The following is a 26,287-nucleotide window of genomic DNA, read 5'->3' as shown; positions in this document are numbered from 1 at the left end:
CGCTGAGGAGGCGATCCGCATAATGACGGGGGTTGAGACACGCAGTGTCGCGCGCGACAGCCTTTTCCTGCTGGCCGACATCCGCATCGAGCAGGGCGCCGAAGTGCATCGCGTCCGGGTGCGCAATCTGTCGGATGGCGGGATGATGGGAGAGGGGCACCTGCGCGTGCAGCGCGGGCATCGCGTGTCGGTCGAGCTGCGCAACATCGGCGCTGTCGGCGGCACGGTGGCCTGGGTGCAGGACAACCGTTTCGGTGTCGCCTTCGATGAGGAGGTCGATTCCCAGAAAGCCCGCCGCCCCCTTCAGGCCGCCGAGGATCCGGCCGCGGCCATCATCCAGCCCTCCAGGGCCCATCGCGCCCCGCGCCCGCCCGAGCCGAGCCAGCTCCGCAAGATCTGAACGCATTCCGGGGAAGGCATCGCCCCGCCAAGCTGACCGCCCCGCAGCAACCTGCTAGACACGGGCCTGATGCGATTCTGGCTGCCCCTGATTGCCGCTCTGGCGCTATCCGCCTGCGGCCCCTCGAACGGCGGAGGGGCGGTCGAAGTGGCCATCATCGGGGCGCCCGACAGTCTCTATCAGGAAGGCGTCCGCCTTTCCCTTCCGGCCCAGCACATCCGCGGCGCGACCGTCGAGGGACTGGTCGCGCTCGACCAGGCCGGGCAGGTCGTACCCGCCATCGCCGAGCGCTGGATCGTCACCGAGGACGGCCTCAGCTACATTTTCCGCCTGCGTGACAGCACCTGGCCGGACGGCGACGAGATCACCGCCGTTGAGGTGCGCCAGCAGCTGCGTCAGGCGCTCACGCGGGTGCGCGGCACCTCGCTGGGGCTCGATCTAGCCAAGGTGCGCGATATCCGCGCGATGACGGGCCGCGTGATCGAGGTCCGCCTGACCTCGCCCATGCCCGATTTCCTGCGTCTGCTGGCCCAGCCCGAGCTCGGCCTCGTCAAGAACGGCAGCGGCGCCGGGCCGATGGTGCTGTCGCGTGACGAGACGGACGACACCGCGCGCCTCACTGCCCTCCCGCCCGAATCACGCGGCCTGCCCGCGCGGGAGGACTGGGAGGCCGTTGCCCGCCCTGTCGCGGTTCGGGCCCTGTCGGTCACGGATGCGGTCGGCGCCTTCTCCCGCGGGGACGTCGACCTGGTGCTGGGCGGCAGCATCGTCAATTTCCCCCAAGCCGAGGCCGGACCGCTGTCGCGCGGGACGATCCAGGTCGATCCGGCCATCGGGCTGCTGGGGCTGACGGTGCGCCGCGAGACCGGCCTTCTGGCCGATCCGAAGCGGCGCGAGGCACTGTCGATGGCGATCGACCGGGCCGCGCTGATCCAGAGCTTCGGCCTTAACGGCTGGCGCCAGAGCAGCTGGATCGTCCCGCCCGCGTTCTTCGCCTCGGCCCCCTATCCGGAAGACCGCTGGGACGGCGCCTCGATTGACGAGCGCCGCGCTGCCGCCGCCGCCCGGATCAGCGCCTGGACCGCCGCCGGGAACGAGGCGGTGGTGCGCGTGGCGATGCCGCGCGGCCCCGGGGGCGACCTGCTCCTGCGCCAGCTGGCCGAGGCATGGGACACCATCGGTGTCACCACCCGCCGCGCCGCGCCTGGCGAGGCCGCCGATCTGGAGCTGCGCGACACGCTGGCGCGCTATTCCTCGCCGCGCTGGTTTCTGAACCAGTTCCACTGCAGCCTCGATGCAGGGCTGTGCGCGCCGCGGGCAGACGCGCTGGTGCGCGAGACCCTTGCCGAACGCGATCCGGCGCGCCGCGAGGAGCTGCTCGTCGAAGCCCATGCCGCGCTGGTCGAACGCGAGATCTACATTCCCCTCGGCGCGCCCGTGCGCTGGTCGCTGGTGCGCGGCTCGATCCGCAACTATCTGCCGAACCCATGGGGTCTCCACCCCTTGTTCCCGCTGTCCCAGCCCACCACATAACGGGCATGGACAAGACCATGCACCGCCGCCCCGAACCCATGAACTTCGCGCTGCCGACCGGAACCGACGCCGCATCGGTGCGCGCCCGCGTGGTGATGATGGAGCGGCTGCTCGAACGCAGCTTCACGATCCCCGGCATCAACATGCCCGTCGGCCTCGACGCGCTCGTCGGCCTCGTGCCGGTGATCGGCGAGGTCGTGACCGCGGCGATGGGGGCCTACATCGTGTGGGAGGCCAAGAACCTCGGCGTGCCCAAGTGGAAGCTGGCGCGGATGGGCGCGAACGTGCTGTTCGACACGGCCATCGGCGCGATCCCGCTGATCGGCGATGCCGCCGACCTCGTGTTCCGCTCCAACACCCGGAACCTGCGCATCCTCCTGAAGCACATCGACAAGCACCATCCCGAGACGCGGGTGATCGACCGGTAGTTTCCTCCGGCGCGCTCGCGCGCTAGGGACAGCGGCCATGAGCGCCGATGTCACCTATGCGAGCTATCTCGATCTCGACCGCATCCTTGCCGCGCAGCATCCTGCCTCGGCTGCGCATGACGAACTGCTGTTCATCATCGTGCATCAGGCGAGCGAGCTGTGGCTCAAGCTGTGCCTCCATGAACTGACTGCGGCGCGCGAATGCATCGAGGCCGACGACCTCAGGCCCGCCTTCAAGATGCTCGCGCGGGTGGCGCGGGCGCAGCAGCAGCTGATCCAGAGCTGGGACGTGCTCAGCACCATGACCCCGCATGATTACTCCGCGATCCGCCCACATCTGGGCGCCTCGAGCGGGTTCCAGTCGGCGCAGTACCGAATGATGGAATTCATGCTCGGCGGGCGCGACGGCAAGCACGTGCGGCTGCACAAGTCGAATGCCGACTGGGCCGACCGGCTGGAGGCGGAGCGTGGGCGGGCGAGCCTCTATGATGCGGCGATCCGGCTGCTGGCGCGGCGCGGCTTCGCCATCGACGCGACCGTGCTGGGGCGCGACCCGGCGACCCTCTATGCGCCCGACGCCAGTGTCGAGGCGGCCTGGGCGGCGATCTACCGTGATCCCCAGCCGCATTGGGACCTCTATGAACTCGCCGAGAAGCTGGTCGATCTCGAATACCACTTCCAGCGCTGGCGCTTCGGGCATCTGAAGACGGTCGAGCGCATCATCGGCTTCAAGCGCGGCACCGGCGGCACCCCCGGCGTGCCCTATCTCGAAGGCGTGCTGAAGCAGGCCTTCTTCCCCGAGCTACTGAGCGTGCGGACCGCTATATGACACCCGAACAGCGCGCCGCCGAATTCGACGCCGCCGATCCGCTGGCGGGCTACCGCGAGCGGTTCATCCTGCCCGGCGGGGTGATCTATCTCGACGGCAATTCCCTGGGTGCCCTGCCCAAGGCGACGCCCGCGCGTTTGCAGGCGGTGATCGAAGGCGAGTGGGGCGAGGGCCTGATCCGTTCGTGGAACAGCGCGAGCTGGTTCGACATGGCGAGCCGCATCGGCGGCAAGATCGCGCCGCTGGTCGGGGCCGCGCCGCATGAGGTGATCGCCTGCGATTCGACCAGCGTGAACCTGTTCAAACTGATCGCCGCTGCCCTGGCGATGCGGCCCGGGCGCAAGGTTGTGCTCTCCGAACCCGGCAACTTCCCGACCGATCTCTACATGATCGCCGGGCTCGAGGCGCAGGGTCTCGCCGAGCGCCGGCTGGCGGAACGGGACAAGCTGGCCGGGGCGCTGGGTGATGATGTCGCACTGCTGCTGCTCACCCACGCGCATTACAAGACCGGCGCGCTCCACGACATGGCCGCCCTGACCCGTGCCGCGCATGAAGCGGGGGCGCTGGTGCTGTGGGACCTGTCGCACTCGACCGGTGCACTGCCGGTCGATCTGCGCGCGGCGGGCGCAGATTTCGCAGTGGGCTGCGGCTACAAGTACCTGTGCGGCGGCCCCGGCGCCCCCGCCTTCGCCTTCGTCGCCGAGCGGCACCAGGCAGACTTGCAACAGCCTCTGACCGGCTGGTTCGGCCACGCCGCGCCCTTCGCCTTCTCCGACGACTACGCCGGCGCGCCGGGGATCGAGCGGCTGCAATGCGGCACGCCGCCGGTGCTGGGGCTCGCGGCGCTGGAGGTGGGGGTGGATCTGATCGCCGAGATCGGCGTCGCGCGGCTCTACGGCAAGTCGCAGGCGCTCTCGGAGTTCTTCCTCGAATGCCTGATGGCGCACGGGGTGGACCTCGAACTGGTCAGCCCGCCCAAAAGCGGCGAGCGCGGCAGCCAGCTCTCCTTCCGCCACCCGGAGGCCTACGCGATCTGCCAGGCGCTGATCGCGCGCGGGGTGATCGGCGATTTCCGCGCGCCCGACGTGCTGCGGCTGGGCTTCGCGCCCGCCTATCTGAGCTTCGCCGACATCGCCGCCGCCGCCCGCCATCTCGCCGAGGTGCTGGCAAGCGGCGAGTGGCAGCGGGCTGAGTTCAACGAGCGCGCGGCGGTGACCTGACGAATATCGTCCGGCCCGCAGGGCCGCGAGCGCACGCGCGCGAGCCGCAGGCGCCCCGTAGCGAAGCGAAGGGAACCGCGCCGAGGACGAAGGCGCGGAGGCGCCTTCGCAATCAAACGGTTCTTTCGGCTTTGTCCTTCTCGTTCGTGCCCTTGATCATGGCACGCATCTGCTCCCACTCGGCGTCGCCGAGCGCATGGAGCATCGGGTAGAAGGTTCCGCCGGTCGCCTGGAAGCCCGCGCCGTCGATGGCGATGGTCTGCCCGTTCACGTATTCCGCGCCCGGACCCATCAGGAACACCGCGAGGTTCGCAAGCTCGTGCATCTCGCCCGCGCGGCCCATCGGGTTCATCGCGTTGTTCGAATTGCCGCCCGAGCCGCCGGGATTGAGCCGCGCGCTCATCCCTTTGGTCGGGAAGAGGCCCGGGGCGATGGCGTTGAAGCGCAGGCCATAGCGTCCCCACTCGGTGGCCAAGCTCTGGGTCATGGCGTTGATCGCGGTTTTGCTCATCGCGGAAGGCACCACGAAGGCGCTGCCCGACCACACCCAGGTGGTGAGGATCGAGAGGAAGCTCGCCTTCTTCTTCTCCGCGATCAGGCGCTTGCCGATGTCGAGCGTGACGTAGAAGGTGCCGCGCATCACGATATCGGCGATGGCGTTGAAGCCGTTGACCGAAAGGTCCTCCGTGCGGCTGATGAAGTTGCCCGCGGCGTTGTTGACGACGCCCGTCAGCGCGCCGCCATCGGCCCAGATCGCATCGACCATCGCATGAATCGCGTCCGCGTCACGGATGTCGCAGGCCATCCCGACGATCTTGCCGCCGTGCAGCTTCGTCAGCTCCTCGGCGGTCTCGTCGAGCTTCCCCTGACGGCGGCCGCAGATGTAGACGGTCGCGCCAAGCTTGAGGAAGGCCTCGGCCATCTCGCGCCCGAGGCCGGTGCCCCCGCCGGTCACGAGGATGCGCTCGCCCGCCATCAGGCCATCGCGGAACATCAGCTTGGATACGTCCATGATCTGTCCTTTCAGAGACCGAGCACGGTCTTGGCGATGATGTTCTTCTGCACCTCGTCCGATCCGCCGAAGATCGTCGAGGCACGGTTGTTGAGGTATTTGCCCATGGCGGTCTGGGCATATTCGCTCCCCACCGGCTCGGGCGCCTCGTTGCCGTAGAGCGGGCGCTCGAGCGGCAGTTGCAGCGCGTCGGGGCCGAGCAGTTCCAGCCGCAGCACATCGACCTTCTGGCCGATATTGGAGCCGAGCAATTTCACCAGCGAGGTTTGCGGCCCCGGCGCGCGGCCCTTGGCGAGTTCGGCGAGGATGCGCAGTTCGGTCACCTCCAGAGCCTCGGCCTCGAGCCGCACGCGGGCGAGTTTGTCGCGGAAGCGCGGATCGTGGGCGATTGCGCCGTTGACCCCGGAAGGCTGGGTCTGCGCAAGGGTCTCGAGCCGGTCGATCGACTGGAGCAGGCGCGGGGCGTAGCACGATCCGCCGCGCTCGTTTTCGAGCAGGAACTTGGCGATCGTCCATCCGGCGCCTTCCGCGCCGATACGGTTCTGGGCCGAGGTGCGCGCATCGGTGAAGAACACCGCGTTGACCTCGTGATCGCCCGACATCGAGTGGATCGGGGTCACTTCCACCCCTGGCTGATCCATCGGCACCAGCAGGAAGCTGATCCCCTGCTGCTTCTTCACCGTGGCATCGGTGCGCACCAGCGCGAAGATCCAGTCGGCGTGGTGGGCATGGGTGGTCCAGATCTTGGAGCCGTTGATGACATATTCGTCGCCCTCCAGCCGGGCCGAGGTCTTGAGGCTGGCGAGGTCCGACCCGCTGCCGGGCTCCGAATAGCCCTGGCACCAGTAGTCGTCGCCCGAGAGGATGCCGGGCAGGAAGCGGGCCTTCTGTTCGGGCGTGCCGAATTCGCAGATCACCGGGCCGACGAGGCGCAGGCCGAGGATCGCGAGGGCGGGCGCGCCGGCAAGCGCGCATTCCTTCTCGAAGATGAACTTCTGGGTCGGCGTCCAGCCGGTGCCGCCGTCCTCCTTGGGCCAGTGCGGGGCGACCCAGCCCTTTTTATAGAGGATGCGGTGCCACTCCATCCCGATGTCGGGCTCGACGAAAACGCCCGGCGTGCGGCGCGCGCCATCGCGCAGCCGTTCGGGCAGGTTGTCCTTGAGGAAGGCGCGCACTTCCTCGCGGAACGCCAGATCCTCGGGGGTGAAGTCCAAGTCCATTCTATTCAATCCCACTTGCGATCCCGCAGGTACGGCCTTCAGCCCCTGCCAGCTTCAGTCCCCGTCTCGCATGGCCCAGCGGATCGTGCGCCGCAGCAGGTCATAATAGACGTCGTAGTTCCAGGCGCACATTTCCTTGTGCGGGTAGAAATCGGCCATGCCCGGCAGGTCGTAGTGCCCGCGGCAATGGCCCAGCGCGTTGTATACGATCTGCCCCGCGCCGATATCCCTCGTATAAACGATAGGGACGGTGGTCTTTTCCCAGTTGGCATCCACGAAGCCGGTCGCCTCGCCCTCGAAGGTGGTCTGCATCAGCGTGTCGATGGGCGCGGTGGTTTTCGAGAGGTAGAGCTCGTCCACCACCTCGAAGTCCGCGATGCCGCGGGTCAGCTCGTGATCCTTGTTGACCACCTCGACCGGGAACTTGCCGATCGGCGGGTGCGCCTTGAACTGGGTGCCGAGCATGTCCATCACGTCGGGCCGGGTTTCGGGCGCGTCCACCAGCCCCTCGGCGGTGAAGACGAGGATCGAATTGGTGCCGTGGAGCGCCATCCACTTGCCGCCCTTGTCCAGCCATGCCTTCAGCTGCGCGGCCTGTTCCTCGGTCGGCATCAGATCGCAGGTATAGGTGATGAGGAAGCGGCACTGGTCGAGCCGCTCGAGCCCCGAATAGTCGCAGGCGACCGTGGTGCGGATATGCGGGTGTTCGGCGAGGAGCTTCAGGATCTCGAGCCGCGGGTAGTCGATATCGTGATACTTGCCGGCCGTGATGAAGTGCGCGTCGATGCGGGTGGCGGGTTGCTCTGCCATGTCAGCTCCTGATGCTCCCGCCGCCGTCGACGGTGAGGTCGCAGCCGGTGGTGAAGCTCGCCTCGTCGCTGGAGAGGAAGACCACCGCGCGGGCAACCTCCTCGGGCTCGCCGATGCGGTTCATCGGGTGGGTGGCGGCGAAATTGGTCTCGATGTTTTCGGGCGTGTCGGCGCCCGAGAACTTGTAGCGGTTGTACATCGGCGTGCGGATCGCGCCGGGATGGACCATGTTGACGCGGATCGGCAGGCCGCGTTCTGCCAGATCGAGCGCGACCGATTGGGTGAGGCCCCTGAGGCCGGTCTTCGACGCGCTGTAGGCGGCGACGAAAGAGGCCGGGCGCAGCGCGATCATCGAGCCGATGTTGACGATGGCGCAGGGCTCGCCGCTCGCTTCCATCGCCGGGATCGCGGCGCGCATCCCGTAGAAGGGGCCGTTGAGGTTGATGTCGATGGTGCGCTCCCACACGTCGAGCGCGCCGTCGGGGACATTGCCAGGCTTGGAGATGCCGGCGATGTTGCACAGCACGGTGAGCTTCCCGAAGCGCCCGCGCGTCGCCGATACCGCCGCTTCCCATTGCCTGAGATCGCGCACGTCGAGCTGGCACGCCGCCGCGCGCTCGCCCAGTTCGGCAGCGAGGCCTTGGGCCTTTTCCAGCTGCACATCGCCGAGCATCACGCTGCCGCCCTCGGCCACGATCAGGCGCGCAACCGCCGCCCCGATCCCCTCGGCGCCGCCGGAGACCAGCGCCACCTTGCCCTGCATCCGCATGGCTATTCGCGCTCCAGGATGGCGACGCCGGAAAGACCGGGGGCGCCGTAGACATGGCTGTAACCGAAGCGGGGCTTGCCGGGCACCTGCCGCTCGCCGGCGCGCTGGCGCAGCTGGGTGACGTTCTCGTAGACCTGCCTGAGGCCCGATGCCCCGATCGGCTCCCCGCAGGCGAGGCAGCCGCCGTCGGTGTTCACCGGCAGCTTCCCGCCGTGGATCTCGGTCCAGCCATTGGCGAGCCATTCCTCCTGCTCGCCGTCCTTGCAGAAACCGTTTTCGGCCATGTGCATGATCTCGGCGCCGCTTTCGGTGTCCTGCAATTGCGCGACGGAGATGTCCTCCGGCCCGATCCCGGCCTTCTCGAACGCGGCCTGCGAGGCGAGCACGGTGGGCTTGCCGCCCTCCTCGATGCTGATGCCGGCCTGGAACACCTCGAAGGAATTGGGCGGCCGGGTCTTCACCGCCACGGCGCGGATCTTGACCCCGTCCGCGCCCAGCTCCTTCATCTTCTTCTCGGACGCAAGGATCAGCGCCACGGCGCCCTCGGCGGGCGAGCAGAACATGTACTTGGTCAGCGGATCGTTGATCATCGGCGCGTTCATGATCGTGTCGAGATCGACCGGGCTGCGCCGCCAGGCGTGGGGCGTGATCGTGCCGTTTCGGAAGGCCTTCTCGGCCACCCGCCCGAGCGTCGTGCGGCTGATGCCGTGGAGCTGCATGTAACGCTGGATCTTGAGCGCGAAGAACTGCGTCGTCAGCATCATGCCGGTCTGGCCATACCATTCGGGCAGGCCATAGTCGGACGGCTTGGCGTTGAACGCGCCGCGCGGATGCTTGTCGAAGCCGACCGCCAGCGCGAGGTCATACATCCCGCTCGCGATCGCCTGCTGCGAGGCGGCGAGCGCGCTGCCGCCGGTGGCGCAGCCGTTGGCGACGTTGGTGAAGGGAAGGCTGGTCAGCCCCAGCTCGTTGACCATGATATCGGCATTGCCCGCAGCCGCCGAGCCGCCATAGGCGCACTCGATGTCGGGCCATTCAAGGCCAGCATCCTTCAGCGCCTCGCGCACGGCATAGACGCCCTGCTCGCGGCCCGAGCGGCTGTCGGTGCGGCCGAAGGGATGGATCCCTGCGCCGATGATGTAGACGTTCTCGCTCATGCGGCCTGACTTTCTGTTTGGGCGACGGGGCGGAAGGCGAAGGTGTCGTAACGCGCGTTGAACGGCACAATGCAGAATTCGAGATCCATGCCGAGGTGCAGGTCTTCCAGCCGCGCATCGACGATGCGGCTTTCGACGATCACCTCGCCGGGCAGTTCGACATAGCCGAGGAGATAAGGCTGGAAATCGGGCGGGCCTTCGCCCGGGCCGGAGCCGGGGCCCTCATAGGGTTCCTTGGGCAGGAAGCCCTGCGAGGTCCACGACCACAGCTTGCCCCGCCGCGAAAGCTTGTAGGGCTCCACGCCTTCGGCCGCATCGCCGACCGGCATCGGGAAGACGATCTGCCCCGAAGGCAACCTGCCGCCCATCAGATGAGGCTGCGCCCCGTCACTCCACAGGTTCGGGTCGATCTTTTCGCCCATTGTTCAGTCCCCTCCAGCAGGCCGTCAGGCGGCCAGCGCATATTCCGCAAGCACGGTGTCGACGTCGCCGAACAGGCGGGCGAGCAGCAGCACGCGCTTCAAGGCGTGGCCGATGGCAAGTTCGTCGGTGATGCCCATGCCGCCGTGCATCTGCACCGCCTCGCGGGCGATGGCGTCGACATTCTCGCCGATGAAGGCCTTGGCCCCTGCGGCAGCGCGCTGCCACTTTGCTGCATCACCCTTGTCGGTCAATGCTGCGCGGTAAAGCATTGAACGCGCTTGTTCTTCGCGAGCGTAGCAATCGACAAGCCGGTGCTGCAAGGCCTGGAAACTCCCGATGGCCACGCCGAACTGCTCGCGCTCCTTCACGTAGGCAAGCGTATCGTCGAGCAGGCGCTGGCCGAGGCCCACCATTTCCGCCGCCGCATAAAGGCGAATGTCGGCCGCGATCGCTTCGAGCGCAGTCGGATCGAGCGTGAGCCGCGCGGCGGCGGGCGTGCGGGTGAGCTTGATCTCGCCCGCGATGCTGCCGTCCGCCAGGCGGTAGGGCCGCACCTCCAGCCCGGCCGCATCCTTGGGCACGAGGAAGCAGGCCGTCTCTCCGCCTAGGTCGGCGGTGACGATGAACAGGTCTGCCATCAGCGCGCCCATCACCATCGTCTTCTCGCCGGTGAGGGTGAAGCCGTCCCCGGCGGCGTCGGCCTTCATCCCCTTGGCCTTGAGGCTGTAGCGCTGGCCGCGCTCGGTCCAGGCGAGGGTGGCGATGGTGGTGCCGGACAGCACCTCCTCCAGCACCGCGCCCGCTCCGCCGCGTTCGAGCAGCAGCACCGGGAGGATGCCATGTTCGAGCAGCGGATCGGGCGAATTGGCCTTGCCGATGGCTTCAAGCACCAGCGCAAGATCGGTCGACGACCCGCCCATGCCCCCCGCATGCTCGCTCGCTGACAGCGCAATGAGCCCCATCTCGGCCAGCTGCTGCCAGCGCGCGCGGTCATAGCCCGCGGGCGAAAGCCGCAAGCGGCGGCGCGCCTCGACATCGATCGGCGCCGCGAAGCGCTCGACCGAGGTCACGAACATCTGCTGTTCTTCGGAGAGGTCGAAATTCATGTGGGGTCAGGCTTTCCGCGTGAAGGTGATCGGCAGATGGGTCACGCCGCGCAGCAGGATGTTGGGGAGGATGCGGATCGCGCCCTCATCGGCGACGGCGAAGTTGTCGAGCCGCTCGAGCAGCTCGTCGAAGGCGACCAGCATCTCCTTGCGGCTGAGCATGTTGCCCACGCACATGTGCGGCCCCTTGCCGAAGCTCAGATGGGTGCGGGCGTTGGCGCGCTCGATGTCGAACTTGTCGGGATCGGGGAACTTGGACGGGTCGCGGTTGGCGGCCGCATAGCGCAGCTGCACCACGCTCCCCGCCGGGATCTTCATGCCGCCAAGCTCGGTATCCTGCTTGACGATCCGCCACATCCCTGCCGTCGGCGTCTCGTAGCGCAGCGCCTCCTCGACAAGGTTCATGATGACCTTGGGATCGCGCCCGCCCGCCGCCGCCTTGGCCTTTTCCATCTGGTCTGGATTGCGGATCAGCTGGAGCAGACCGCCCGCCAGCGTCGAGGTGGTGGTCTCGTTCCCCGCCACCATGAACTGCTGCATCAGCGACATGATTTCGGGGTCCGAGAGCGGTGTCTCGCCCTCGACCCGCGCCTCGACGAGATCGGTCAGCAGGTCGTTCCCGCCATTCGCCTTGCGGTCGTCGATCAGCCCCTTGATGTAGTGCTGGAACTCGACGAGGCTGCGCGCGCATTCCTTCTTGCGCTCGAAATCGACCATCTGGCTGAAGCGGTCGACCGCCGCGTCCGACCACGCCTTCACGCGCTTCGGATCATCCTCCAGCCCGATCTGCCCGGCGATCATCGCCACCGGCAGCGGCACGCCGAATTCCTCGACGAATTCGCATTCGCCCCGGTCGGCGAAGGCCTCGATCAGCTCGATCGACTTCTGCCGCATGTCGGCCTCGATCGCGTTCACGCGCGGGGCCGAAAAGGCGAGGTTCACGAGCTTGCGGTTGCGGGTGTGGACCGGGTGATCGGCGGTCAGCAGGGTGGGGAGATCGGGCCAGCCCTCGGCGAGGATCGCCTGGATCTCCTCGTCCGCCTCGCGACCCATCAGCGCGGTGAAGTCGTTGGAGAAGACCTCGGGCTTTGCCGCCGCCTCGCTGCACAGGTCGTAGGAATAGACGACCCAGGTGTTCATGCCCTCGAGATGCTCGATCGCCACCCCGGCCTCGTGCACGGCACGATAGTGATCGAAGGGATCGATCAGCGTTTCGGGGGCAAAGACATTGCCTTGGGGCTTGTTCATGTGATGCGGCTCCGCCACCTTGGATATGGTGTGACAAGCCTAGCGGCCCTCGCGCCCCCGATGCGATGCGCGTTTGTGTTAGGGTTGCGCGAAGCCGTTCATCCGCCGGCGAATTCGCGCTGGAATTCAAGCATGTCGAAGTAGTCCCGCCAGGCCGCGATGCGCCCGTCGGTTCCGATCTCGAAGGTGCCCATCACCCGGATCGCGGCGCGGCGGCCGTCCTTGAAGTGGAAGATGTCGGTGCGCTCTGTGAGCACGGTGTTCCCGCTGGCCGCGATGGCGTGGGTCTGCCAGTCGCAGCGCGCGACATTGGCGAGGAAGCCCTCGACCATCGCGCGCATCGCCGTGGTGCCGTGGATCGGCTCCATCGGGATATTGTGATAGACGATATCCTCCGCGCACAGCGCCAGCATCGCCTCCACGTCGCAGGCGTTCCAGTGGCCGATGAAGGCTTCGACGGTCTGTTGGGGCGTCATGCGGTTCCTCCCGAGGTGTAGTCGAGCGCCTGCCGCAGCATCCGGCGCACATGAGGGTTGGCGTAGGTTGCCGGGCCGTCGCCGAATTGCAGATAGACGAGCGGGGCGGGGCAGGTGCGGCTCTCCCAGGCGACGCAGTCGCTGCCCGGCGGGTGGTCCCAGCCTTCGTTGCTGAACATCGCGCCTGCCACGGCCTGCGCGGCGGAGTAGAAATTGGCAGCCGTGAAGGCGAAGCCCTCGGCGCGCACCAGCGGGATGAAGGCGCTCTCGTCGATGGGGCAGAGGTAGAGCTCGTCGGTGACGGGGAAGCTCTCGGGCAGGCCCCGCGTGACGGGGTGATCGACAAGGATGCGCGCCTCGTAGGTTATGTCATGGCGATAGCCGGAATCGGGGCCGTGCGCGCCCGGCTGGTAGTGGAACTGCCCGCCGAGCCAGTGGTGCCACTCCGGCCACTCGGCCCACCCCGCCAGCGCATGGTGCATCGCGACCGCGCCCCTGCCGCCGGCGAAGCGCCCGGCGAGCGCCTCGCGGAAAGCAGGCGAGGGCGGGCGCATCGTCACCGTCCCTTCGCCGAAGCTGTAGCCAGCCATGTCGTATAACAGCAGCGCGTCGGCGGCGCGGATGGCGTCCGCCGCGTCAGCCTCGCCGCCTTCGGGGTGGACCAGATGGGTGATTTCCCACTCGCCCAGCGCCGCCAGCAGTTCGTCGAAAGGTCCCGCCTCGTAGGGGTGCCCCCCTGACAGCACGAGCAGCGAACGGGCCATCAGGCGATCTTGAGGATCATCTTGCCGTCATTCGTCCCAGCGAACAGCCGCATGAAGCTGTCGAAGGCGTTCTCCAGACCCTCGTCGATGTGTTCGTCGATGGTGAGTTTGCCCTGCGCCGCCCAGACGCCCATCTGCGCCGCGCCCTCGGCGAAGCGCGGGACGTAGTCGGCGACCAGCAGGCCCCGGATGTGGGCGCGCTTGACGATCAGCTGCCACAGGTTGCGGATGCCGCGCGGCTCGGTGTTGTATTCGCTGATCAGACCGCACAGCCCGACGCGTGAGTGCAGGTTCAGGTTCATCAGCCCGGCATCGAGGATGATCCCGCCGACATTCTCGAAGATCACGTCGACGCCGTCGGGGCAGGCCTCGGCGATGGCCTTGGTGAGCGCGGCTTCATCCTTGCCGCGATAGTCGATGGCGGCGTCGAAGCCGTATTTCTCGGTGAGCCGCGCGCACTTGGCAGGTCCCCCCGCGATCCCGACCGCGCGGCAGCCATGGATCTTGGCGAGCTGGCCGACGAGGCTGCCGACCGCGCCCGCTGCACCGGTCACCAGCACGGTCTCGCCCGCCTTGGGCTCGCACACCTCGAGGAAGCCGAAATAGGCCGTCATGCCCACGGCGCCGAAGATCGAGAGGTAATTGGTGACACTCGGCACGAGGCTCGGGTCGATCGGCTGAGTGAGGCCGCCCGCGACGCCGATGGAATAGTCCTCGAGCGCGTTGAGCCCCATCACCCACTGGCCGGGTGCGAAGCCTTCCGCTCGGCTTTCCTCCACGACGCCGATGGTGCTGGCGCGCACCGGATCGCCGAGCGGGATCGGGGGCATGTAGTTGCCCTCCGCATCCATCCACCCGCGCATCGCCGGATCGAGCGAGGCATAGTGGTTACGGATCAGGAACTGGCCTTCCTCGAGCGCCGGGGTCGGCTCCGTGACGAGTTCGAAGTCCTCGCGCACAGGTGTGCCATCGGGACGGCGCTGGAGGAGGAAGCGGCGGTTCTGGGGCAAGAGAAAACTCCGTTCGTGCTGAGCCTGTCGAAGCACTGTTCTGCTTCCGGCAACGGTTCAAAAGGAAGTGCGGCCCTTCGACAAGCTCAGGGCGAACGGCTGTTGGCTAAGCAGGCTCCAGCCTCACCGGAATGGCGCTTTGCAGGGATTGCCCGGTAATCGGATCGTAATCGACCACCTCGCTGACCAGCCGGTTGGTCGAGGAGCCGCGTTCCCGCACGTCGTCCTTCCCCGCATCGGCATCGCCATAGGCGTGGGCCATCGAGACGATCCCGCGCCGCACCTTGTCGCTCGCCTTCACGACGCCGTGGATCGTGGCGTGGGGGGAGGTGATCGCCACCAGCCCGCCTTCCTCGAGCCCCAGCGCGGCGATGTCGTCGGGGTGGATGAAGGCGGGGTTGGTGGTGGTCTTGGCCTGCAGCTTCTTGAGCGGGTGGCCGATCGAGTTGAACCGTGTCTTGGAACGCCGCGAGATCAGGCGGAAGTCGAAGCCCTCGCGCGCCTTGCGGTTCTCGGCATACTTCAGGATCTCCGAAGGCATCGCGCCCACCGCCAGATCGAAGCGGTGGAACTCGCTCTCGTCCACCGGCTCCACCAGCGGGTGCTTCTCGGGATACATCACCGCCGCCCCGCCGTTCGCCTTGCAGTCCGCGCGAACCTGGCTGGGGGGCACGAGGCAGCCGGTCACCGCCAGATCGAGGAACTCCTGCTTGGTCGGCTTCCGGTCCATCGGCAGCGGGCCGCCGGCGAGCATCATCTGGATGCCGAGGTGCTTGGCGAGCGTCCAGAACATCTCGTATTCGTCGATCACGTCACCCGGGGGCGCGACCACCGCCTCGGTGTAGCGGGCATAGGGTTCCTCGTGCCACCATTCGGAAAGGCTGGTGATGTCCTCGCGCTCCAGACACTGCGAGGGCGCGAGCACCACGTCGGCACGCTTGGCACTGGCGCTCATCCACGGGTCGATCTGCACGAACAGCTCGAGATCGTCGAGGGCGCGGACCATCTTCGCCTGATCGGGGAAGCCCACGACCGGATTGCCACCGACCGAGATCAGCGCGCGCACCTGGCCTTCGCCGGGGGTAAGGATTTCGTCCGCGAGGACGTTGCAGGGCATCTCCCAGCCGAGGTGGCCGAGGCCGCGGAAGCGGGACTTGGGCATGCCTTCCGCGCCGAACATCGGCACCGGCGGGCCGACCTGCGCGCGGCGGGCGGTCTGGTAGGGGCTGAAGACGCCCGGGATCGCGGCCTTCTCGCCCTCCTGCTTGAAGCGCGCGCAGATGGTGTTGAGGCAGACGACGAGATATTCGGTGAGCGTCCCGTTGCCCGCCATCTCGGGGCCGGTGCCGGTGACGGCGCAGCCCTTGGTGCCGCCCGCGAACATCCGCGCGGCCGCGACCAGCTGGTCCTTGTCCAGACCCGCGCGTTCGGCGGCGACCTCGGGCGGGAAGGCCTTCACCGCCTCGGCCAGCTCGTCGAACCCGTCGACATGGGCGGCGACGAAATTGCGGTCGTAGAGCCCCTCGGCGATGATGACGTTGAGCATCCCCGCGAGCATCGCCGGGTCCTCGCCCGGCTTCACCGGCAGGTAGATGTCCGCGAGCCGCGCCACATCGCTCTCGCGCGGGTCGGCGACGATCAGCTTCATGCCTTCCGCCTGCTTGTCGCGGATGCGGCGCGAGGGGCTGAAGGGCGGCACCCCGCCAACGGGCGAGTAATGCGAGACGATAGGGTTGTTGCCGATGAAGAAGGCGACGTCGCTTTCCGAGAAGGTGTTCGGCCCCGCCATCCACTTGCCGTAGCGCGCGGTGGTGAAGACCTTGGCGGGCTGGTCGAGCGTCACCGAGGTGTAGAAGTTGCGGCTCCCCACCGCGTTGGCGAAGGACAGTGAGGCGGCCATCGCAGCCGAGTTCTGGAAGCCGCCCGAACCCATGAACACCGCGACCGAATGGGGGCCGTGGGTGTCGATGATGCGGCGGAGCTCGGAGGCGACATGGGCGAGAGCCTGGTCCATCGGGGTCGAGACGAACTCGCCGGCCGCGTTGCGAACGAGGCTGTGGTGCAGCCGGTCTTCCGAGTTGTGGCTGTCGGGCAGCTCGCGGCCCTTCATGCAGGTGTAGCCGCCATAGGCCGGATCGTCCGGATCGCCGCGGACCTCGACGACCTTCCCGTCCACGACGTCGACTTCCATCGCGCAGTTCGCATGGCAGAAACGGCAGAAGGTCTTGTGAGTCTGAACGCCCATCATGTCTCTCCCCAGAGTAGCCGGGAGACTACCACAGGGGCGAGCACGCTCGACTGACACTTTTGTCCGTGGAGGCGGCTCGTCCGCGCCCGCAATAGGGCAGGCAAGTTGCATTCGAATTTCGGGGAGATACCTGATGCCCACCACCACCCGGCAATGGCTGTTGAACGGACACCCGCGCGGTCGCGGGATCGAGATCGAGAACGACTTCCGGCTGGTCGAAACCCAGCTTCCCGATCCGGGCCCGGGCGAGATGCTGCTGAAGACCCACTATCTCGGCTTCGATCCGGCGCAGAAGGGCTGGATGGAGAACATCGCCGATTACGTCGCCCCGATGAACATCGGCGATGTGATGCGCGGCAGCGGGATCGCGGAGGTGGTCGCATCGAACGGCGGGCGCTTCGCGGTCGGCGATCTCGTGTTCGGCACCACCGGCTGGACCGAATACCTCGTCACCGACGGCAAGGATCTGACCAAGGTCGAGACCGAGATCTCGCCCACCGCGGTGCTCTCGGTGCTCGGGACCACGGGCCTCACCGCCTATTGCGGGCTGTTCAAGGTCGGCAAGCCCGTGGCGGGCGACACCGTGCTGGTTTCGGGCGCGGCAGGCGCGACGGGGAGCATCGTCGGCCAGCTCGCCAAGATCGCCGGGTGCCGCGTGGTCGGCATCGCCGGCGGCCCGGAGAAGTGCGACTGGCTGGTCAGGGAAGCGGGCTACGATGCCGCGATCGACTACAAGGCGGGCGGGGTGAAGGAGCAGATCCGCCAGCTCTGCCGGAGGGGCGTCGACGTGATCTACGACAATGTCGGCGGCAAGATCCTCAATGACATGCTCGCCTGCATCGCCACCGGCGCGCGGGTGGTGATCTGCGGCGGGATCAGCCGCTACGAGACCGGCACGCTCCCCGCCGGCCCCGAGAACTACTTCAACCTCGTGTTCCGGCGCGGCACCATGGCGGGTTTCATCGTGCTCGACTGGGCGAGCGAGTTCCCCGGCATCCGCAAGCGGCTGGAAGGCTTCGTCAAGGACGGCTCGCTGAAGTACCAGGAGGATATCCAGCACGGTTTCGAGAACGCGCCGCAGACCTTGCAGCGCCTGTTCACCGGGCAGAACCGCGGCAAGCAGATGCTGAAGCTCTAGATTTCGCTCGTCATTGCGAGCCGCAGGCGAAGCAATCCATGGACTGACGTGCAGGCCTTGGATTGCCGCATCGCTTCGCTCCTCGCAATGACGAAGTTACGGTAGATCTTCGGGGAAATTGACGTTCATCAGCGGTGCGGGCAGATCGACCCGCCGTGCGGCCACGTGGTCGGCGAAGCGGTAGAGCGACCTTCCGCCCCCGGCCAGAAACGCCTCAAGCGCCGGACCGGCATCGACCGGCCACAGCCCCACCACCGGTTGGCTTTCCACGATCGCCGCGCCTTCGCCCGCCAGCGTGGCGGCGAGATCATGCGGCAGGTCGGGCACGTCCACCCCGGCGGAGAGGACATGGGCAAACCCCCGCTTTTCCGCATGGCGCAGCGCCGCGGCGAGGCCGCCGAGCGGGCCGAGCCCGGCCTCCGGCCAATCGGGGAGACAGGCGAATCCCGGCTCCTCGCGCCCGCATACCACCAGCGCGTCGCACTGGGCGGCGAGGGCTGTGGCCACCCGGTCGATCAGCCGCGCGCCTTCAAAGAGCGCCTGCGCCTTGTCGCTGCCAAAGCGCCGCGCCTGACCGCCGGCGAGGATCGCGCCCAGATACAATGGCTTGGGGTCAGTCGAAGGCCTCTGTGGCATTGCCTTGCGCATTGTAGACGGGCCCTTCCGCGTCGACCCGGTACTTGCGGCTGACCGCAGCCGTGATCCCGAACCGGCCGATGTGATCGCGCATCCCGGTGTAGGCCGGATCGCGGAAATGGGCGGCGAGCGCCTCCTCGCTTTCCCACTCCTCGAACACGTTGACGCGGGCCGGGTTCATCGAACAGGCGCTCCAGTCGTAGTGGATGCAGCCCTTTTCGGCGAGCGCCGCCTCGATATGCGGACGTGCCGTGCGCAGGGCCTCCTCGCGCTGGGCCGGGTCGAGATCGATCTGGGCGGAAATCAGGATTTTCGCCATGTTTTCAGCCCTCCACGCCGAATTCGGCGACGATGCGGAACGCGCGCGAGGTGAAGCGCCACTGGCCGTCCACCTTCGCCAGCCTGTCCTCATACAGGCCGCCGACATGGCGCGCCTTGCCGTCCTTGGGCTTGAGGATCTCCTGCGTCTGCACCCGCGCTGTCGCGGTGTCGCCCTCGACCGCGATCATGCAGGGCACGCAGTGGAAGCTCACCGCCTCCAGCCCCCCCATCGCCCCGTTCCAGAAGGCGACGATCGCCTCCTTGCCGTGGGTCTTGTGCCCCATCAGGTCCCAGTCGGCATCATCGGCCCAGACGCTCGCCCAGGTCGCGGCGTCGAAACGCACCACGCCGTCGGCATAGGTGCCGTTGAGTTCATGGATCGCCACGCGATCCTCGAGGGGTCCTGTGAACATGGCTCGCTCTCCCTGTTGTCGGAGGCGGCTATCGGCCCCGCGGGGCGCGCACGACAATGCCCACTTTTGGGAAGGGTGAGCCGCCCCCTGACCGTGTTACCCCTCTCGCCCGAGAGAGGAGACAGATCATGGGGCAGTTGGAAGGCAAGACCGCCGTTATCCTGGGCGCGGCGTCGGAGGGCAACATGGGTCAGACCATCGCCCGCCTGTTCGCCAAGGAGGGCGCGAAGGTGATGGTGGCAGGCCGCAAGGAAGCGCCGCTTGCCGCGCTGGCCGCTGAAATCGCAGGGGAATACACGCTTTGCGACATCACCAGCCGGGCCGAGGTCAACGCCATGGCCGACAAGGCCCGCGACACCTTCGGGCGGGTCGACATCGCGATCAACACCACCGGCTGGGGCCTGCTCGCGAGCCTGCTCGAGATCACCGAGGAACAGCTCGACCAGATCGTCGCCCTGCAGTTCAAGGGGGTCCACCACTTCCTCCAGGCCTTCGTGCGGATCATGAGCGAGCAGCAGCCGACCGGCGGCTCGCTGATCTCGCTGTCCTCGGCGACCACCAAGGCGATCATCACCAACCACGCCGCCTATATCGGCACCAAGCGCGGCAGCGAGGCGCTGATCGAGTGCGTGGCAAACGACTACGGGCACCTCGGCATCAAGGCCAACACGGTGTCGCCCGCCTTCACCGACAGCCCGATGACCCACGAGAGCTTTCAGGTGCCGGGCCTGACCGACGCCTTCCTGCCGCGCTATCCGATGGGCCGGCTCAACACCGTGGACGATGTCGCCCATGCCTGCCTGTGGCTGTGCACCGATCAGGCCTATGTCACGGGCGCGAACATCCAGCCCAACGGCGGGCTGATCATGCGCGGCAATCCGCAGGCGTCGGATGTCGCCGCGGCAGTCGGGGCGGCGATGGCGAAGCTCCAGGGGTAAGGGCGAAGTTTACAAAGTTGACACTGCAAACTTCGCATTCCTACAGGAATTCCGCTTTCCGATCATGGGTTTGCGGCGCAAAAGCGAAGTTGACACTGTGTTTTGCGTTTCCCTGCCCGATCGCGGCGCGCTGACGATGGGAAAGAGCCGGCCGCAAGCGGCAGGCCCATGTCCTTATCGCACCTGCGGCGAGTAGGAAAACGGCAGCGGCGCGCGCCTTCAATATTGCGCCGTGCCCCCGTCGACGCTGATCTGCGCGCCGGTGATGCCTGCGCCCGCCTTGCTCGCCAGCAGCACCGCGACCGCGGCGATTTCCTCGACCTCGTTGGGGCGCTTGATCGCGGCTTCCTGCGCGAACATCGTCACCATCTCCTCGAACTCCATGCCCATCGCCTTGGCGGTCGCGGGGCCGTTGTTCTTGATGATGTCGGTGATGACGAGGCCGGGGCAGATCGCGTTGACCGTGACGCCCTGCGCGCCGACTTCGCGCGCCAAGCTCTTGGTCATGCCGTTCACCGCGTGCTTGGCGGCGCTGTAGGCGGTCAGCACCGGCTTGCCGTGCTTGCCCTCCATGCTGGAGATGTTGATGATCCGCCCGTCCTGCTTTTCAAGCATGGTGGGGAGCGCGCGGCGGGTGGCCCAGAAGGTCGAATAGACGTTCCACTTCATCGCCTCGTCGAAGGCGTGATCGGAGAGGTTCACCAACGGCTGCAGGTCGCCCGCGCCGCCCGCGTTGTTCACGAGGATGTCGAGCGTGCCGAAATGGGCGATGACGTGATCGACGAAGCCTTCGAGATCGGACTGGCTCATCACGTCGCCCGCGACGAAGATCGCCCGGTCGCCCGCCCCCAGCTCCTCGAGCACCTTCGCGCCCTTCTCGGCATTGCGGGCGAACAGCGCGACGCTTGCGCCCTCGGCCAGAAAGGCCTCGGCGATCCCACGCCCCATGCCCGCCGTGCCCCCGGTGATCGCGGCGATCTTGCCTTCGAGTTTCATTGATTGCCCTCTCTCTCGTCATTGCGAGCCGTAGGCGAAGCAATCCATGGACAGGCATTGCTTCCGGGCGCGACGGCAGTCCATGGATTGCCGCGTCGCCCTTCGGGCTCCTCGCAATGACGAATAGAAGGGACTGAGCGCCGAGGCACCTTGCCAAAATGACGGGTTGCCGCGCTGCCGCCCGAAGGCGTCTAACCTCATCCATGAGCGAAGTGGATGTGATCATTCTCGGAACGGGCGCGGCCGGCATGGCAGCGGCGCTGGCGGCACATGAAGCGGGCGCGAAGGTCGCTCTGGTCGAGAAGTGGGACCGGATCGGCGGCACCTCGGCGATCTCGGGCGGGGTGATCTGGGTGGCGGACAATCCCAGGATGCGCGCCGCCGGCATGGCCGACAGCCGCGCAGAGGCGCTCGCCTATTTCCGCAGCCTCGATCACGGCGATCTGGTGGACGAGACGCTCGAGGCTTTTGTCGACAGGGGGCCGGAGGCGCTCGCCTTCCTCGAGGATGCCGGCGCGCTCAGCGTTTCGGTGCTGCCCGGCTATCCCGACTACTACCTCGATCGCCCCGGCGCGAAGCCGCAAGGCTCGCGCGCGCTCGACCATGATCTGTTCGATCTGCCCGAACTCGGCGACTGGGCGGCGAAAATCTACGCGATCGAGGAACCCAAGCCGCTGATGCTGCGCGAGACCCCGCTCGGCGGCGCGAGCGCGATGCCGCCGCTGGAGGTGCTGGGCCAGCGCATGGCTGCGCGGCAATGCGGCTTCGGGCAGGCGATGGTGGCGCGGCTGCTCAAGGCATGCCTCGACCGGGGGATCGAACCGGTGCTCGGGGTGGAGACGCACCGGCTGGTCGGGGACGGCGAGCGGATCACGGGGATCGAAGGGACGAAGGACGGAGCGCCTTTCGCGCTGCCGGCAAGGCGCGGGGTGATCGTCGCCACCGGCGGCTTCGAGTGGGACACCGAACTGCGCCAGACTTTCCTGCGCGGCCCTGTCACCGCCCCTGCCAGCCCGCCCACCGGCACCGGCGGGGGATTGAAGCTGGCGATGGCAGCGGGCGCAAAGCTCGGCAACATGACGAGCGCATGGTGGGCGCCCACCCTCGTCACGCCCGACGCGCCCTGGGCGAGTGGCGAGCAGCGCGCGCAGATCATCCTGATCGAGCGCACCGTGCCCCATTCGATCATGGTCAACCGGAGCGGGCGGCGGTTCTGCAACGAGGCGGCGAATTACTCGGCATTGGGCGGCGTGTTCCACCAGTTCGATCCGGCCAATTACGACTATCTCAACCTGCCCGCATACCTCGTCTTCGACGCGCAATATGCGGCGCGCTATCCGCTGGGGACGCGCCAGCCGGGACAGCCCATGCCGGAATGGGTGATGCGTGCGGATACGCTGGAAGGGCTGGCCGCGCAGATCGGGGTCGATGCGGCGGCGCTCACCGAAACCGTCGCGCGCTTCAATGTCCATGCCGACGAAGGCCACGACCCCGATTTCGGGCGGGGAACGAGCGCCTATGACCATTTCTACGGCGACCGTTCGCGGGAAGGTACGGCCGTTACGCTCGGCGCGATCCGCGAGGCGCCGTTCTATGCGGTGGAGATCGCCTCAGGGCTCCTCGGCACCAATGGCGGCCCCCGCACCGACGGGCAGGCGCGCATCCTCGGCCATGACGGCGCGCCGATCCCGGGGCTGCTGGGGGCGGGCAATGCCATCGCCTGCCCGACTGGGGGGATCTATGCGGGCGCGGGCGGGACTTTGGGGCCGGCGCTGACCTTCGGCTACATCGCGGGGCGCACGGCGGCGCTGGCGAACCTCTAAATCCGTTCGTGTCGAGCGAAGTCGAGACACCCGTCAGCGTGCATAGGGCATCTCGACTGCGCTCGATGCGAACGGGCGTGGGTCAGAATTCCCCCAGCCACCGGTCGATCGTGTCGTGGAAGAACCGCACCCGCGCCTCCTGCCCGGCGAGATGCCCGCCCCTGTAGCCCCGCGAGCGCAGGCCCTTCTGCTGCTCGCTCCAGATGCTCACGTCCTGATCGATGCCCGGGCCGCATGACAGCTCGCCCACCACCCCGCGCTGGTGCGGGACGGGCACGGTGCGGTCGACCTCCTGCCCCATGGAGTAGGCGTAGTAGCGGTCCACTCCCTCGGGGAACCAGGTGAAATACCACATGTCGAAGAAGCACCGCTCCGGGTCGGTCGGGTGCGGATCGGCGCGCAGCCAGATGCAGCCGTCGGGCTTCAGGCTGAAGCTGATGTTGGGGAAGATCGTGTAGTGGAAATGGTCGGTCAGCTGCGCGTCGTGGAAGTGGCCGAAGTCGTAGCCCTTCTCCGCCCCCTTCGCCCGCTTGGCCCGCTGGAGCGCCTCGCGGGTGCGCAGCGGATCATCGCGGAAGTCCTCGGGGTCGAGGCCCCAATAGGTCAGCTCCGTCCGCATCATCTCGAGCACGGTGTCGGTATGGCCGCGCAAGGAGCGTGACGGCCGCGATCCCGGCATGAACATCCGCGCATGGCCGTGGGGGGCGTAGAGATCGAACTGGCAGTCCTTGTAGCTCTGCTCCATCACGAAGCGCGTCTGCGGGTGGACGAAGGGCAGGTGGTAGCTCTCGTTGAAATTGTCCTGCACGCACTTCCAGTTCCAGTCGCCCTCGAGCGTCACCCAGTGCGTGCGGTGCATGGCCTCCATGTTGTAGAGCGCCAGCTGCGGGCCGACAGGGCCGAGGTGGTCGGCGAGCGGCGGGGCGGCGGGATCGAGGTTGACCCACACGAAGCCGGCGAAGACCTCGCACCGCACTTCCTCCAGCCGCACCTTGCCGCAGGGATTGCCGCCCGCGAAATCCTCGGGGCAGGGGACGAAGTTCAGCTCGCCTTCGCTGGTGAAGCGCCAGCCGTGATAGGAGCAGGCGAGGCGCTTGGAATGGCCTTCCTCCTCCATCACCAGCCGTTTTCCGCGATGCGGGCAGACGTTGTAGAAGGCGCGCACCTGCCCGTCCTCGCCCCGTGTGACGAGGATCGACTCCCTCCCGATCTCGTAGGTGAAGAAGTCCCCCGGCCTCGCCACCTGCCGTGCGAGACCGCCGATCAGCCACGCCTTGGTCCAGATGCCATCCCATTCGCGCGCCATGAAGTCATGGCTCCAGTAGCGGCTGCCCTCGATCGGCCTGTCCGACAGCGCGGGCATCGGCTGCGGCGTCACGTCGATCCGCTGCGGGGCGGGCTGGAGCAGCGTCGCCATCACCGCTTCTTCGGTTCGAAAGTGATGTGGAGCTGCTTCAGGCTGCGCAGCAGGAAGTGCGGGTGGTAGGTGAAGTCGTTCTTGCCTTCGGCGAAGTCCATGTCCTCGAAGCGGTCCACCACTGCCTGGAAGCCCCAGGTGAGCTCTCGCCTTGCCAGCGGCGCGCCGAGGCAGTGGTGCGTGCCCGACCCGAAGGCCATGTGCGCGCCCGCCTTGGGGCGGTCGAGATCAAGTTTCTCGGGGCACTCGAAGAACCGCTCGTCGCGGTTGGCCGCGCCGTAGCGGACGTTGACCACCGAGCCTGCGGGGATCGTCACCCCGGCGAGTTCGACGTCCTTGTGGGTGAAGCGCATGAGGCTCTGCACCGGGCTTTCGAGTCTGAGCACCTCCTCGACGAAATTGCGCATATACTTGTCGGGATCGGCCTTCAGCTTGTGCCAAACATCCTTGTTCTCGATCAGCAGCTTCATCCCCGCCGCGAGCGCGTTGGTGGTGGTTTCCGATCCGCCGACGAAGGTATCGGCCATCATCTCGGCGTGGAGTTCGTTGTCGTTGAGCGGGCGGCCCCAGCCTTCGATCACCGTGTTGACCAGCACGGAGATGAGCGAGCCGTCCGGCTCCTTGCGCAGGCGTTCGAAGATCGGCTGGAAGTAATGCTGCGCCTCGATCTCGCGGTCGACCATCTCGAGGTGCTTGTCCTCGGGCAGCATCAGACTGATGCGGTGGAAGAAGGCATCGGTCCAGCCCTTGATCTTCCACATGTCCTCGCGCCTGGCGCCCATCTGCTCGCCGATGATGAACAGCGGCAGCGGCACGCAGAACTGGCGTACCCAGTCGCAGTGCCCGTCATCGAGAAATCCGTCGATCAGCTCGTAGGCGAGGGTTTCGACCCGCGGGTCGATCTCCTTGATGCGGCTCGGCTTGAACGCCTCGTTGAACATCGCGCGCATCTGCTTGTGATTGGGATCGTCGCGCCCCGCCAGCGTCGGCGCGGGGAGCCAGCCCTTCTCCTTGAAGCGCTGGGCCACCTTGCGCCCGCGCTCCATATCGGTGGGGCTGGCGCGCATCAGCTCGTTGGCGGCGGTCGAGGGGAAGCGGTCGGGGTCCATCAGCACCTCGCGCACGTGGTCGTAGCGGCTGACGACCCAGATCTGCGTGCCGGGGATGTTGTAGACCGGGGCCTCGTCCCTCAGGGTCTTGTAGGCGTCATAGGGGCACTGCTGGAGTTCGGGATCGAACAGGTTGATCGTCGGCTGGTTCATCAGCGCACCTGGATCTTGTCTGCGCCCCACGGGGCAATGGTCTCGGCGGTCCGGAAGGCTTGCGGAAGCTCCTCGACCATGTGCCATGTCGCCGCGAGCCGGCCGAAGCCGACGAAGAAGGCCACCGTCATGCCGAGTTCGACGATCTGCGCCTCGCTGAAGTGCTGGCGCAGCTCGTCATAGACCGCATCGTCGATGGCGAGGTGATCGGTCGCCATCAGCTCGCCGTAGCGGATCGCGGCCTTCTCGGCGGCGCTGAGGTTCTCGGCCTCCTGCGGGCGCTCCAAGGAGCACACCAGCCCCTCGGTCACGCCGTCAGCCACGGCATCCGAATAGCGGATCGCCATGCAGCTCCGGCACTGGTTGAAGAAGGCGACCCTCAGGCGCACCAGCTCCACCAGCCGCTCGGGCAGGGTGCGGTTGCGCTTCAAGGCCCCGCCGAAGCCCATCAGCCCCAGCGCCTGCTCGGGGCAATGCGCGAAATAGCGGGTGAGGCCCTGTTCCAGATCGGTCAGGTTGTCGGGCTGGATCGCGGCGACGAGGCGCGCGTCCCATTGCTCGGCCGGCAGTTTGGCGATGCGGCTCACGTTGCTCTCCCCATGCGGCCGGGCCCTCACAATTTAGCCCGTTTCCGTAAGGGCGAGGCTGCGTGACAAGGTCTCAAGGAGCAATTGGCGGATTCGCTAAGCG

The 26,287-nt window shown here is 67.2% G+C and carries 27 protein-coding genes; 8 read left to right on the top strand and 19 right to left on the bottom strand.

Annotated features, from left to right (window positions below):
• The first annotated feature begins 22 nt into the window (after positions 1-22).
• The 5 genes from CBR61_RS00920 (at position 23) to kynU (ending at position 4,410) form a co-directional block, all read left to right on the top strand.
• Complete coding sequence (locus CBR61_RS00920; RefSeq protein ID WP_088912674.1) at positions 23-400, top strand: PilZ domain-containing protein; 378 nt, start codon at positions 23-25, stop codon at positions 398-400.
• A 69-nt stretch (positions 401-469) separates the two neighbouring features.
• A complete protein-coding gene (locus tag CBR61_RS00915; protein ID WP_088912673.1) occupies positions 470-1,933 on the top strand; it encodes an ABC transporter substrate-binding protein in 1,464 nt (487 codons plus the stop codon).
• Positions 1,934-1,938: 5 nt separating this feature from the next.
• Positions 1,939-2,361: a DUF4112 domain-containing protein gene (locus CBR61_RS00910; protein ID WP_088912672.1), complete on the top strand. Its 423-nt coding sequence runs from the start codon at positions 1,939-1,941 to the stop codon at positions 2,359-2,361.
• Between the two features lie 37 nt (positions 2,362-2,398).
• Positions 2,399-3,190 (top strand): tryptophan 2,3-dioxygenase, encoded by a 792-nt coding sequence (locus CBR61_RS00905; protein WP_088912671.1) that lies wholly within the window; start codon positions 2,399-2,401, stop codon positions 3,188-3,190.
• Positions 3,187-4,410, top strand: a complete 1,224-nt coding sequence (kynU, locus tag CBR61_RS00900) for a kynureninase (protein ID WP_088912670.1) — start codon at positions 3,187-3,189, stop codon at positions 4,408-4,410. Before CBR61_RS00905 ends, kynU begins: the two co-directional genes overlap by 4 nt.
• Before the next feature lie 112 nt (positions 4,411-4,522).
• Here the strand turns inward: kynU and CBR61_RS00895 are convergent, their stop codons facing one another.
• The 12 genes from CBR61_RS00895 to CBR61_RS00840 form a co-directional block, all read right to left on the bottom strand.
• On the bottom strand, positions 4,523-5,422 hold the full coding sequence (locus CBR61_RS00895) for an SDR family oxidoreductase (protein WP_088912669.1): 900 nt from the start codon (positions 5,420-5,422) through the stop codon (positions 4,523-4,525).
• Positions 5,423-5,433: 11 nt separating this feature from the next.
• Entirely contained in the window at positions 5,434-6,642 is a 1,209-nt protein-coding gene (locus tag CBR61_RS00890) for an acyl-CoA dehydrogenase family protein (RefSeq protein ID WP_088912668.1), read from the bottom strand.
• A gap of 54 nt (positions 6,643-6,696) precedes the next feature.
• Positions 6,697-7,452: a ThuA domain-containing protein gene (locus CBR61_RS00885; RefSeq protein ID WP_088912667.1), complete on the bottom strand. Its 756-nt coding sequence runs from the start codon at positions 7,450-7,452 to the stop codon at positions 6,697-6,699.
• Position 7,453: 1 nt separating this feature from the next.
• Complete coding sequence (locus tag CBR61_RS00880) at positions 7,454-8,221, bottom strand: SDR family NAD(P)-dependent oxidoreductase (RefSeq protein ID WP_233996797.1); 768 nt, start codon at positions 8,219-8,221, stop codon at positions 7,454-7,456.
• A gap of 2 nt (positions 8,222-8,223) precedes the next feature.
• The gene (locus tag CBR61_RS00875) at positions 8,224-9,378 is read right to left on the bottom strand and encodes a thiolase family protein (RefSeq protein ID WP_088912666.1); all 1,155 of its coding nucleotides are present in this window, start codon (positions 9,376-9,378) and stop codon (positions 8,224-8,226) included.
• Positions 9,375-9,800 (bottom strand): Zn-ribbon domain-containing OB-fold protein, encoded by a 426-nt coding sequence (locus CBR61_RS00870; protein ID WP_088912665.1) that lies wholly within the window; start codon positions 9,798-9,800, stop codon positions 9,375-9,377. Before CBR61_RS00870 ends, CBR61_RS00875 begins: the two co-directional genes overlap by 4 nt.
• Before the next feature lie 24 nt (positions 9,801-9,824).
• Positions 9,825-10,907: an acyl-CoA dehydrogenase family protein gene (locus CBR61_RS00865; protein WP_088912664.1), complete on the bottom strand. Its 1,083-nt coding sequence runs from the start codon at positions 10,905-10,907 to the stop codon at positions 9,825-9,827.
• Positions 10,908-10,913: 6 nt separating this feature from the next.
• Positions 10,914-12,155: a cytochrome P450 gene (locus CBR61_RS00860; protein ID WP_088912663.1), complete on the bottom strand. Its 1,242-nt coding sequence runs from the start codon at positions 12,153-12,155 to the stop codon at positions 10,914-10,916.
• Positions 12,156-12,253: 98 nt separating this feature from the next.
• Positions 12,254-12,631: a limonene-1,2-epoxide hydrolase family protein gene (locus CBR61_RS00855; RefSeq protein ID WP_088912662.1), complete on the bottom strand. Its 378-nt coding sequence runs from the start codon at positions 12,629-12,631 to the stop codon at positions 12,254-12,256.
• A complete protein-coding gene (locus CBR61_RS00850; protein ID WP_088912661.1) occupies positions 12,628-13,395 on the bottom strand; it encodes a ThuA domain-containing protein in 768 nt (255 codons plus the stop codon). Before CBR61_RS00850 ends, CBR61_RS00855 begins: the two co-directional genes overlap by 4 nt.
• Positions 13,395-14,405, bottom strand: a complete 1,011-nt coding sequence (locus CBR61_RS00845; protein ID WP_088912660.1) for an NADP-dependent oxidoreductase — start codon at positions 14,403-14,405, stop codon at positions 13,395-13,397. Before CBR61_RS00845 ends, CBR61_RS00850 begins: the two co-directional genes overlap by 1 nt.
• Before the next feature lie 106 nt (positions 14,406-14,511).
• The gene (locus tag CBR61_RS00840) at positions 14,512-16,653 is read right to left on the bottom strand and encodes a molybdopterin-containing oxidoreductase family protein (RefSeq protein ID WP_233996796.1); all 2,142 of its coding nucleotides are present in this window, start codon (positions 16,651-16,653) and stop codon (positions 14,512-14,514) included.
• A gap of 133 nt (positions 16,654-16,786) precedes the next feature.
• Here CBR61_RS00840 and CBR61_RS00835 point away from each other — a divergent pair, with 133 nt between their 5' ends.
• On the top strand, positions 16,787-17,791 hold the full coding sequence (locus CBR61_RS00835; RefSeq protein WP_088912659.1) for an NADP-dependent oxidoreductase: 1,005 nt from the start codon (positions 16,787-16,789) through the stop codon (positions 17,789-17,791).
• Between the two features lie 96 nt (positions 17,792-17,887).
• Here the strand turns inward: CBR61_RS00835 and mobA are convergent, their stop codons facing one another.
• From mobA to CBR61_RS00820, 3 genes are read right to left on the bottom strand one after another with little or no spacing between them, the layout of a single operon-like run.
• Positions 17,888-18,427 carry a molybdenum cofactor guanylyltransferase gene (gene mobA / locus CBR61_RS00830; protein ID WP_088912658.1) on the bottom strand — a complete coding sequence of 180 codons (540 nt, stop codon included), beginning with the start codon at positions 18,425-18,427 and terminating at the stop codon, positions 17,888-17,890.
• Positions 18,405-18,746: a putative quinol monooxygenase gene (locus CBR61_RS00825; RefSeq protein WP_088912657.1), complete on the bottom strand. Its 342-nt coding sequence runs from the start codon at positions 18,744-18,746 to the stop codon at positions 18,405-18,407. The genes mobA and CBR61_RS00825 overlap by 23 nt, the downstream gene beginning before the upstream one ends.
• 4 nt (positions 18,747-18,750) lie before the next feature.
• Positions 18,751-19,161 (bottom strand): nuclear transport factor 2 family protein, encoded by a 411-nt coding sequence (locus CBR61_RS00820; protein ID WP_088912656.1) that lies wholly within the window; start codon positions 19,159-19,161, stop codon positions 18,751-18,753.
• Between the two features lie 128 nt (positions 19,162-19,289).
• On the opposite strand from CBR61_RS00820, the gene CBR61_RS00815 reads away from it, so the two are divergent.
• Positions 19,290-20,099, top strand: coding sequence for an SDR family NAD(P)-dependent oxidoreductase (locus tag CBR61_RS00815; protein WP_157696458.1), 810 nt, complete (start codon positions 19,290-19,292; stop codon positions 20,097-20,099).
• A 219-nt stretch (positions 20,100-20,318) separates the two neighbouring features.
• Here the strand turns inward: CBR61_RS00815 and CBR61_RS00810 are convergent, their stop codons facing one another.
• The gene (locus CBR61_RS00810) at positions 20,319-21,095 is read right to left on the bottom strand and encodes an SDR family NAD(P)-dependent oxidoreductase (RefSeq protein WP_088912655.1); all 777 of its coding nucleotides are present in this window, start codon (positions 21,093-21,095) and stop codon (positions 20,319-20,321) included.
• A gap of 203 nt (positions 21,096-21,298) precedes the next feature.
• Between CBR61_RS00810 and CBR61_RS00805 the strand changes: the two genes are divergently transcribed.
• Positions 21,299-22,918: an FAD-dependent oxidoreductase gene (locus CBR61_RS00805; RefSeq protein ID WP_088912654.1), complete on the top strand. Its 1,620-nt coding sequence runs from the start codon at positions 21,299-21,301 to the stop codon at positions 22,916-22,918.
• 82 nt (positions 22,919-23,000) lie between these two features.
• Here CBR61_RS00805 and CBR61_RS00800 read toward each other — a convergent pair whose 3' ends face one another.
• The 3 genes from CBR61_RS00800 to CBR61_RS00790 are packed head-to-tail and all read right to left on the bottom strand — an operon-like array spanning position 23,001 to position 26,184.
• Positions 23,001-24,335, bottom strand: coding sequence for an aromatic ring-hydroxylating oxygenase subunit alpha (locus tag CBR61_RS00800; RefSeq protein ID WP_088912653.1), 1,335 nt, complete (start codon positions 24,333-24,335; stop codon positions 23,001-23,003).
• Positions 24,335-25,597 (bottom strand): cytochrome P450, encoded by a 1,263-nt coding sequence (locus CBR61_RS00795; RefSeq protein ID WP_088912652.1) that lies wholly within the window; start codon positions 25,595-25,597, stop codon positions 24,335-24,337. The genes CBR61_RS00800 and CBR61_RS00795 overlap by 1 nt, the downstream gene beginning before the upstream one ends.
• Positions 25,597-26,184, bottom strand: a complete 588-nt coding sequence (locus CBR61_RS00790; protein ID WP_088912651.1) for a carboxymuconolactone decarboxylase family protein — start codon at positions 26,182-26,184, stop codon at positions 25,597-25,599. The genes CBR61_RS00795 and CBR61_RS00790 overlap by 1 nt, the downstream gene beginning before the upstream one ends.
• Positions 26,185-26,287 lie beyond the last annotated feature (103 nt).

Origin of the sequence: Porphyrobacter sp. CACIAM 03H1 (assembly GCF_002215495.1) — a bacterium.
GTDB lineage: Bacteria > Pseudomonadota > Alphaproteobacteria > Sphingomonadales > Sphingomonadaceae > Erythrobacter.
The sequence above is the reverse complement of the archived record's forward strand: the minus strand, read 5'-3'. Positions and strand labels throughout refer to the sequence as shown.

What these genes read in the sequence shown, in the direction of transcription:
- CBR61_RS00920 (WP_088912674.1), top strand. Translation starts at nt 23, where the DNA reads ATGACGGGGGTTGAGACACGCAGTGTCGCGCGCGACAGCCTTTTCCTG.
- CBR61_RS00915 (WP_088912673.1), top strand. Translation starts at nt 470, where the DNA reads ATGCGATTCTGGCTGCCCCTGATTGCCGCTCTGGCGCTATCCGCCTGC.
- CBR61_RS00910 (WP_088912672.1), top strand. Translation starts at nt 1,939, where the DNA reads ATGGACAAGACCATGCACCGCCGCCCCGAACCCATGAACTTCGCGCTG.
- CBR61_RS00905 (WP_088912671.1), top strand. Translation starts at nt 2,399, where the DNA reads ATGAGCGCCGATGTCACCTATGCGAGCTATCTCGATCTCGACCGCATC.
- kynU (WP_088912670.1), top strand. Translation starts at nt 3,187, where the DNA reads ATGACACCCGAACAGCGCGCCGCCGAATTCGACGCCGCCGATCCGCTG.
- CBR61_RS00895 (WP_088912669.1), bottom strand. Translation starts at nt 5,422, where the DNA reads ATGGACGTATCCAAGCTGATGTTCCGCGATGGCCTGATGGCGGGCGAG.
- CBR61_RS00890 (WP_088912668.1), bottom strand. Translation starts at nt 6,642, where the DNA reads ATGGACTTGGACTTCACCCCCGAGGATCTGGCGTTCCGCGAGGAAGTG.
- CBR61_RS00885 (WP_088912667.1), bottom strand. Translation starts at nt 7,452, where the DNA reads ATGGCAGAGCAACCCGCCACCCGCATCGACGCGCACTTCATCACGGCC.
- CBR61_RS00880 (WP_233996797.1), bottom strand. Translation starts at nt 8,221, where the DNA reads ATGCGGATGCAGGGCAAGGTGGCGCTGGTCTCCGGCGGCGCCGAGGGG.
- CBR61_RS00875 (WP_088912666.1), bottom strand. Translation starts at nt 9,378, where the DNA reads ATGAGCGAGAACGTCTACATCATCGGCGCAGGGATCCATCCCTTCGGC.
- CBR61_RS00870 (WP_088912665.1), bottom strand. Translation starts at nt 9,800, where the DNA reads ATGGGCGAAAAGATCGACCCGAACCTGTGGAGTGACGGGGCGCAGCCT.
- CBR61_RS00865 (WP_088912664.1), bottom strand. Translation starts at nt 10,907, where the DNA reads ATGAATTTCGACCTCTCCGAAGAACAGCAGATGTTCGTGACCTCGGTC.
- CBR61_RS00860 (WP_088912663.1), bottom strand. Translation starts at nt 12,155, where the DNA reads ATGAACAAGCCCCAAGGCAATGTCTTTGCCCCCGAAACGCTGATCGAT.
- CBR61_RS00855 (WP_088912662.1), bottom strand. Translation starts at nt 12,631, where the DNA reads ATGACGCCCCAACAGACCGTCGAAGCCTTCATCGGCCACTGGAACGCC.
- CBR61_RS00850 (WP_088912661.1), bottom strand. Translation starts at nt 13,395, where the DNA reads ATGGCCCGTTCGCTGCTCGTGCTGTCAGGGGGGCACCCCTACGAGGCG.
- CBR61_RS00840 (WP_233996796.1), bottom strand. Translation starts at nt 16,653, where the DNA reads ATGATGGGCGTTCAGACTCACAAGACCTTCTGCCGTTTCTGCCATGCG.
- CBR61_RS00835 (WP_088912659.1), top strand. Translation starts at nt 16,787, where the DNA reads ATGCCCACCACCACCCGGCAATGGCTGTTGAACGGACACCCGCGCGGT.
- mobA (WP_088912658.1), bottom strand. Translation starts at nt 18,427, where the DNA reads ATGCCACAGAGGCCTTCGACTGACCCCAAGCCATTGTATCTGGGCGCG.
- CBR61_RS00825 (WP_088912657.1), bottom strand. Translation starts at nt 18,746, where the DNA reads ATGGCGAAAATCCTGATTTCCGCCCAGATCGATCTCGACCCGGCCCAG.
- CBR61_RS00820 (WP_088912656.1), bottom strand. Translation starts at nt 19,161, where the DNA reads ATGTTCACAGGACCCCTCGAGGATCGCGTGGCGATCCATGAACTCAAC.
- CBR61_RS00815 (WP_157696458.1), top strand. Translation starts at nt 19,290, where the DNA reads ATGGGGCAGTTGGAAGGCAAGACCGCCGTTATCCTGGGCGCGGCGTCG.
- CBR61_RS00810 (WP_088912655.1), bottom strand. Translation starts at nt 21,095, where the DNA reads ATGAAACTCGAAGGCAAGATCGCCGCGATCACCGGGGGCACGGCGGGC.
- CBR61_RS00805 (WP_088912654.1), top strand. Translation starts at nt 21,299, where the DNA reads ATGAGCGAAGTGGATGTGATCATTCTCGGAACGGGCGCGGCCGGCATG.
- CBR61_RS00800 (WP_088912653.1), bottom strand. Translation starts at nt 24,335, where the DNA reads ATGGCGACGCTGCTCCAGCCCGCCCCGCAGCGGATCGACGTGACGCCG.
- CBR61_RS00795 (WP_088912652.1), bottom strand. Translation starts at nt 25,597, where the DNA reads ATGAACCAGCCGACGATCAACCTGTTCGATCCCGAACTCCAGCAGTGC.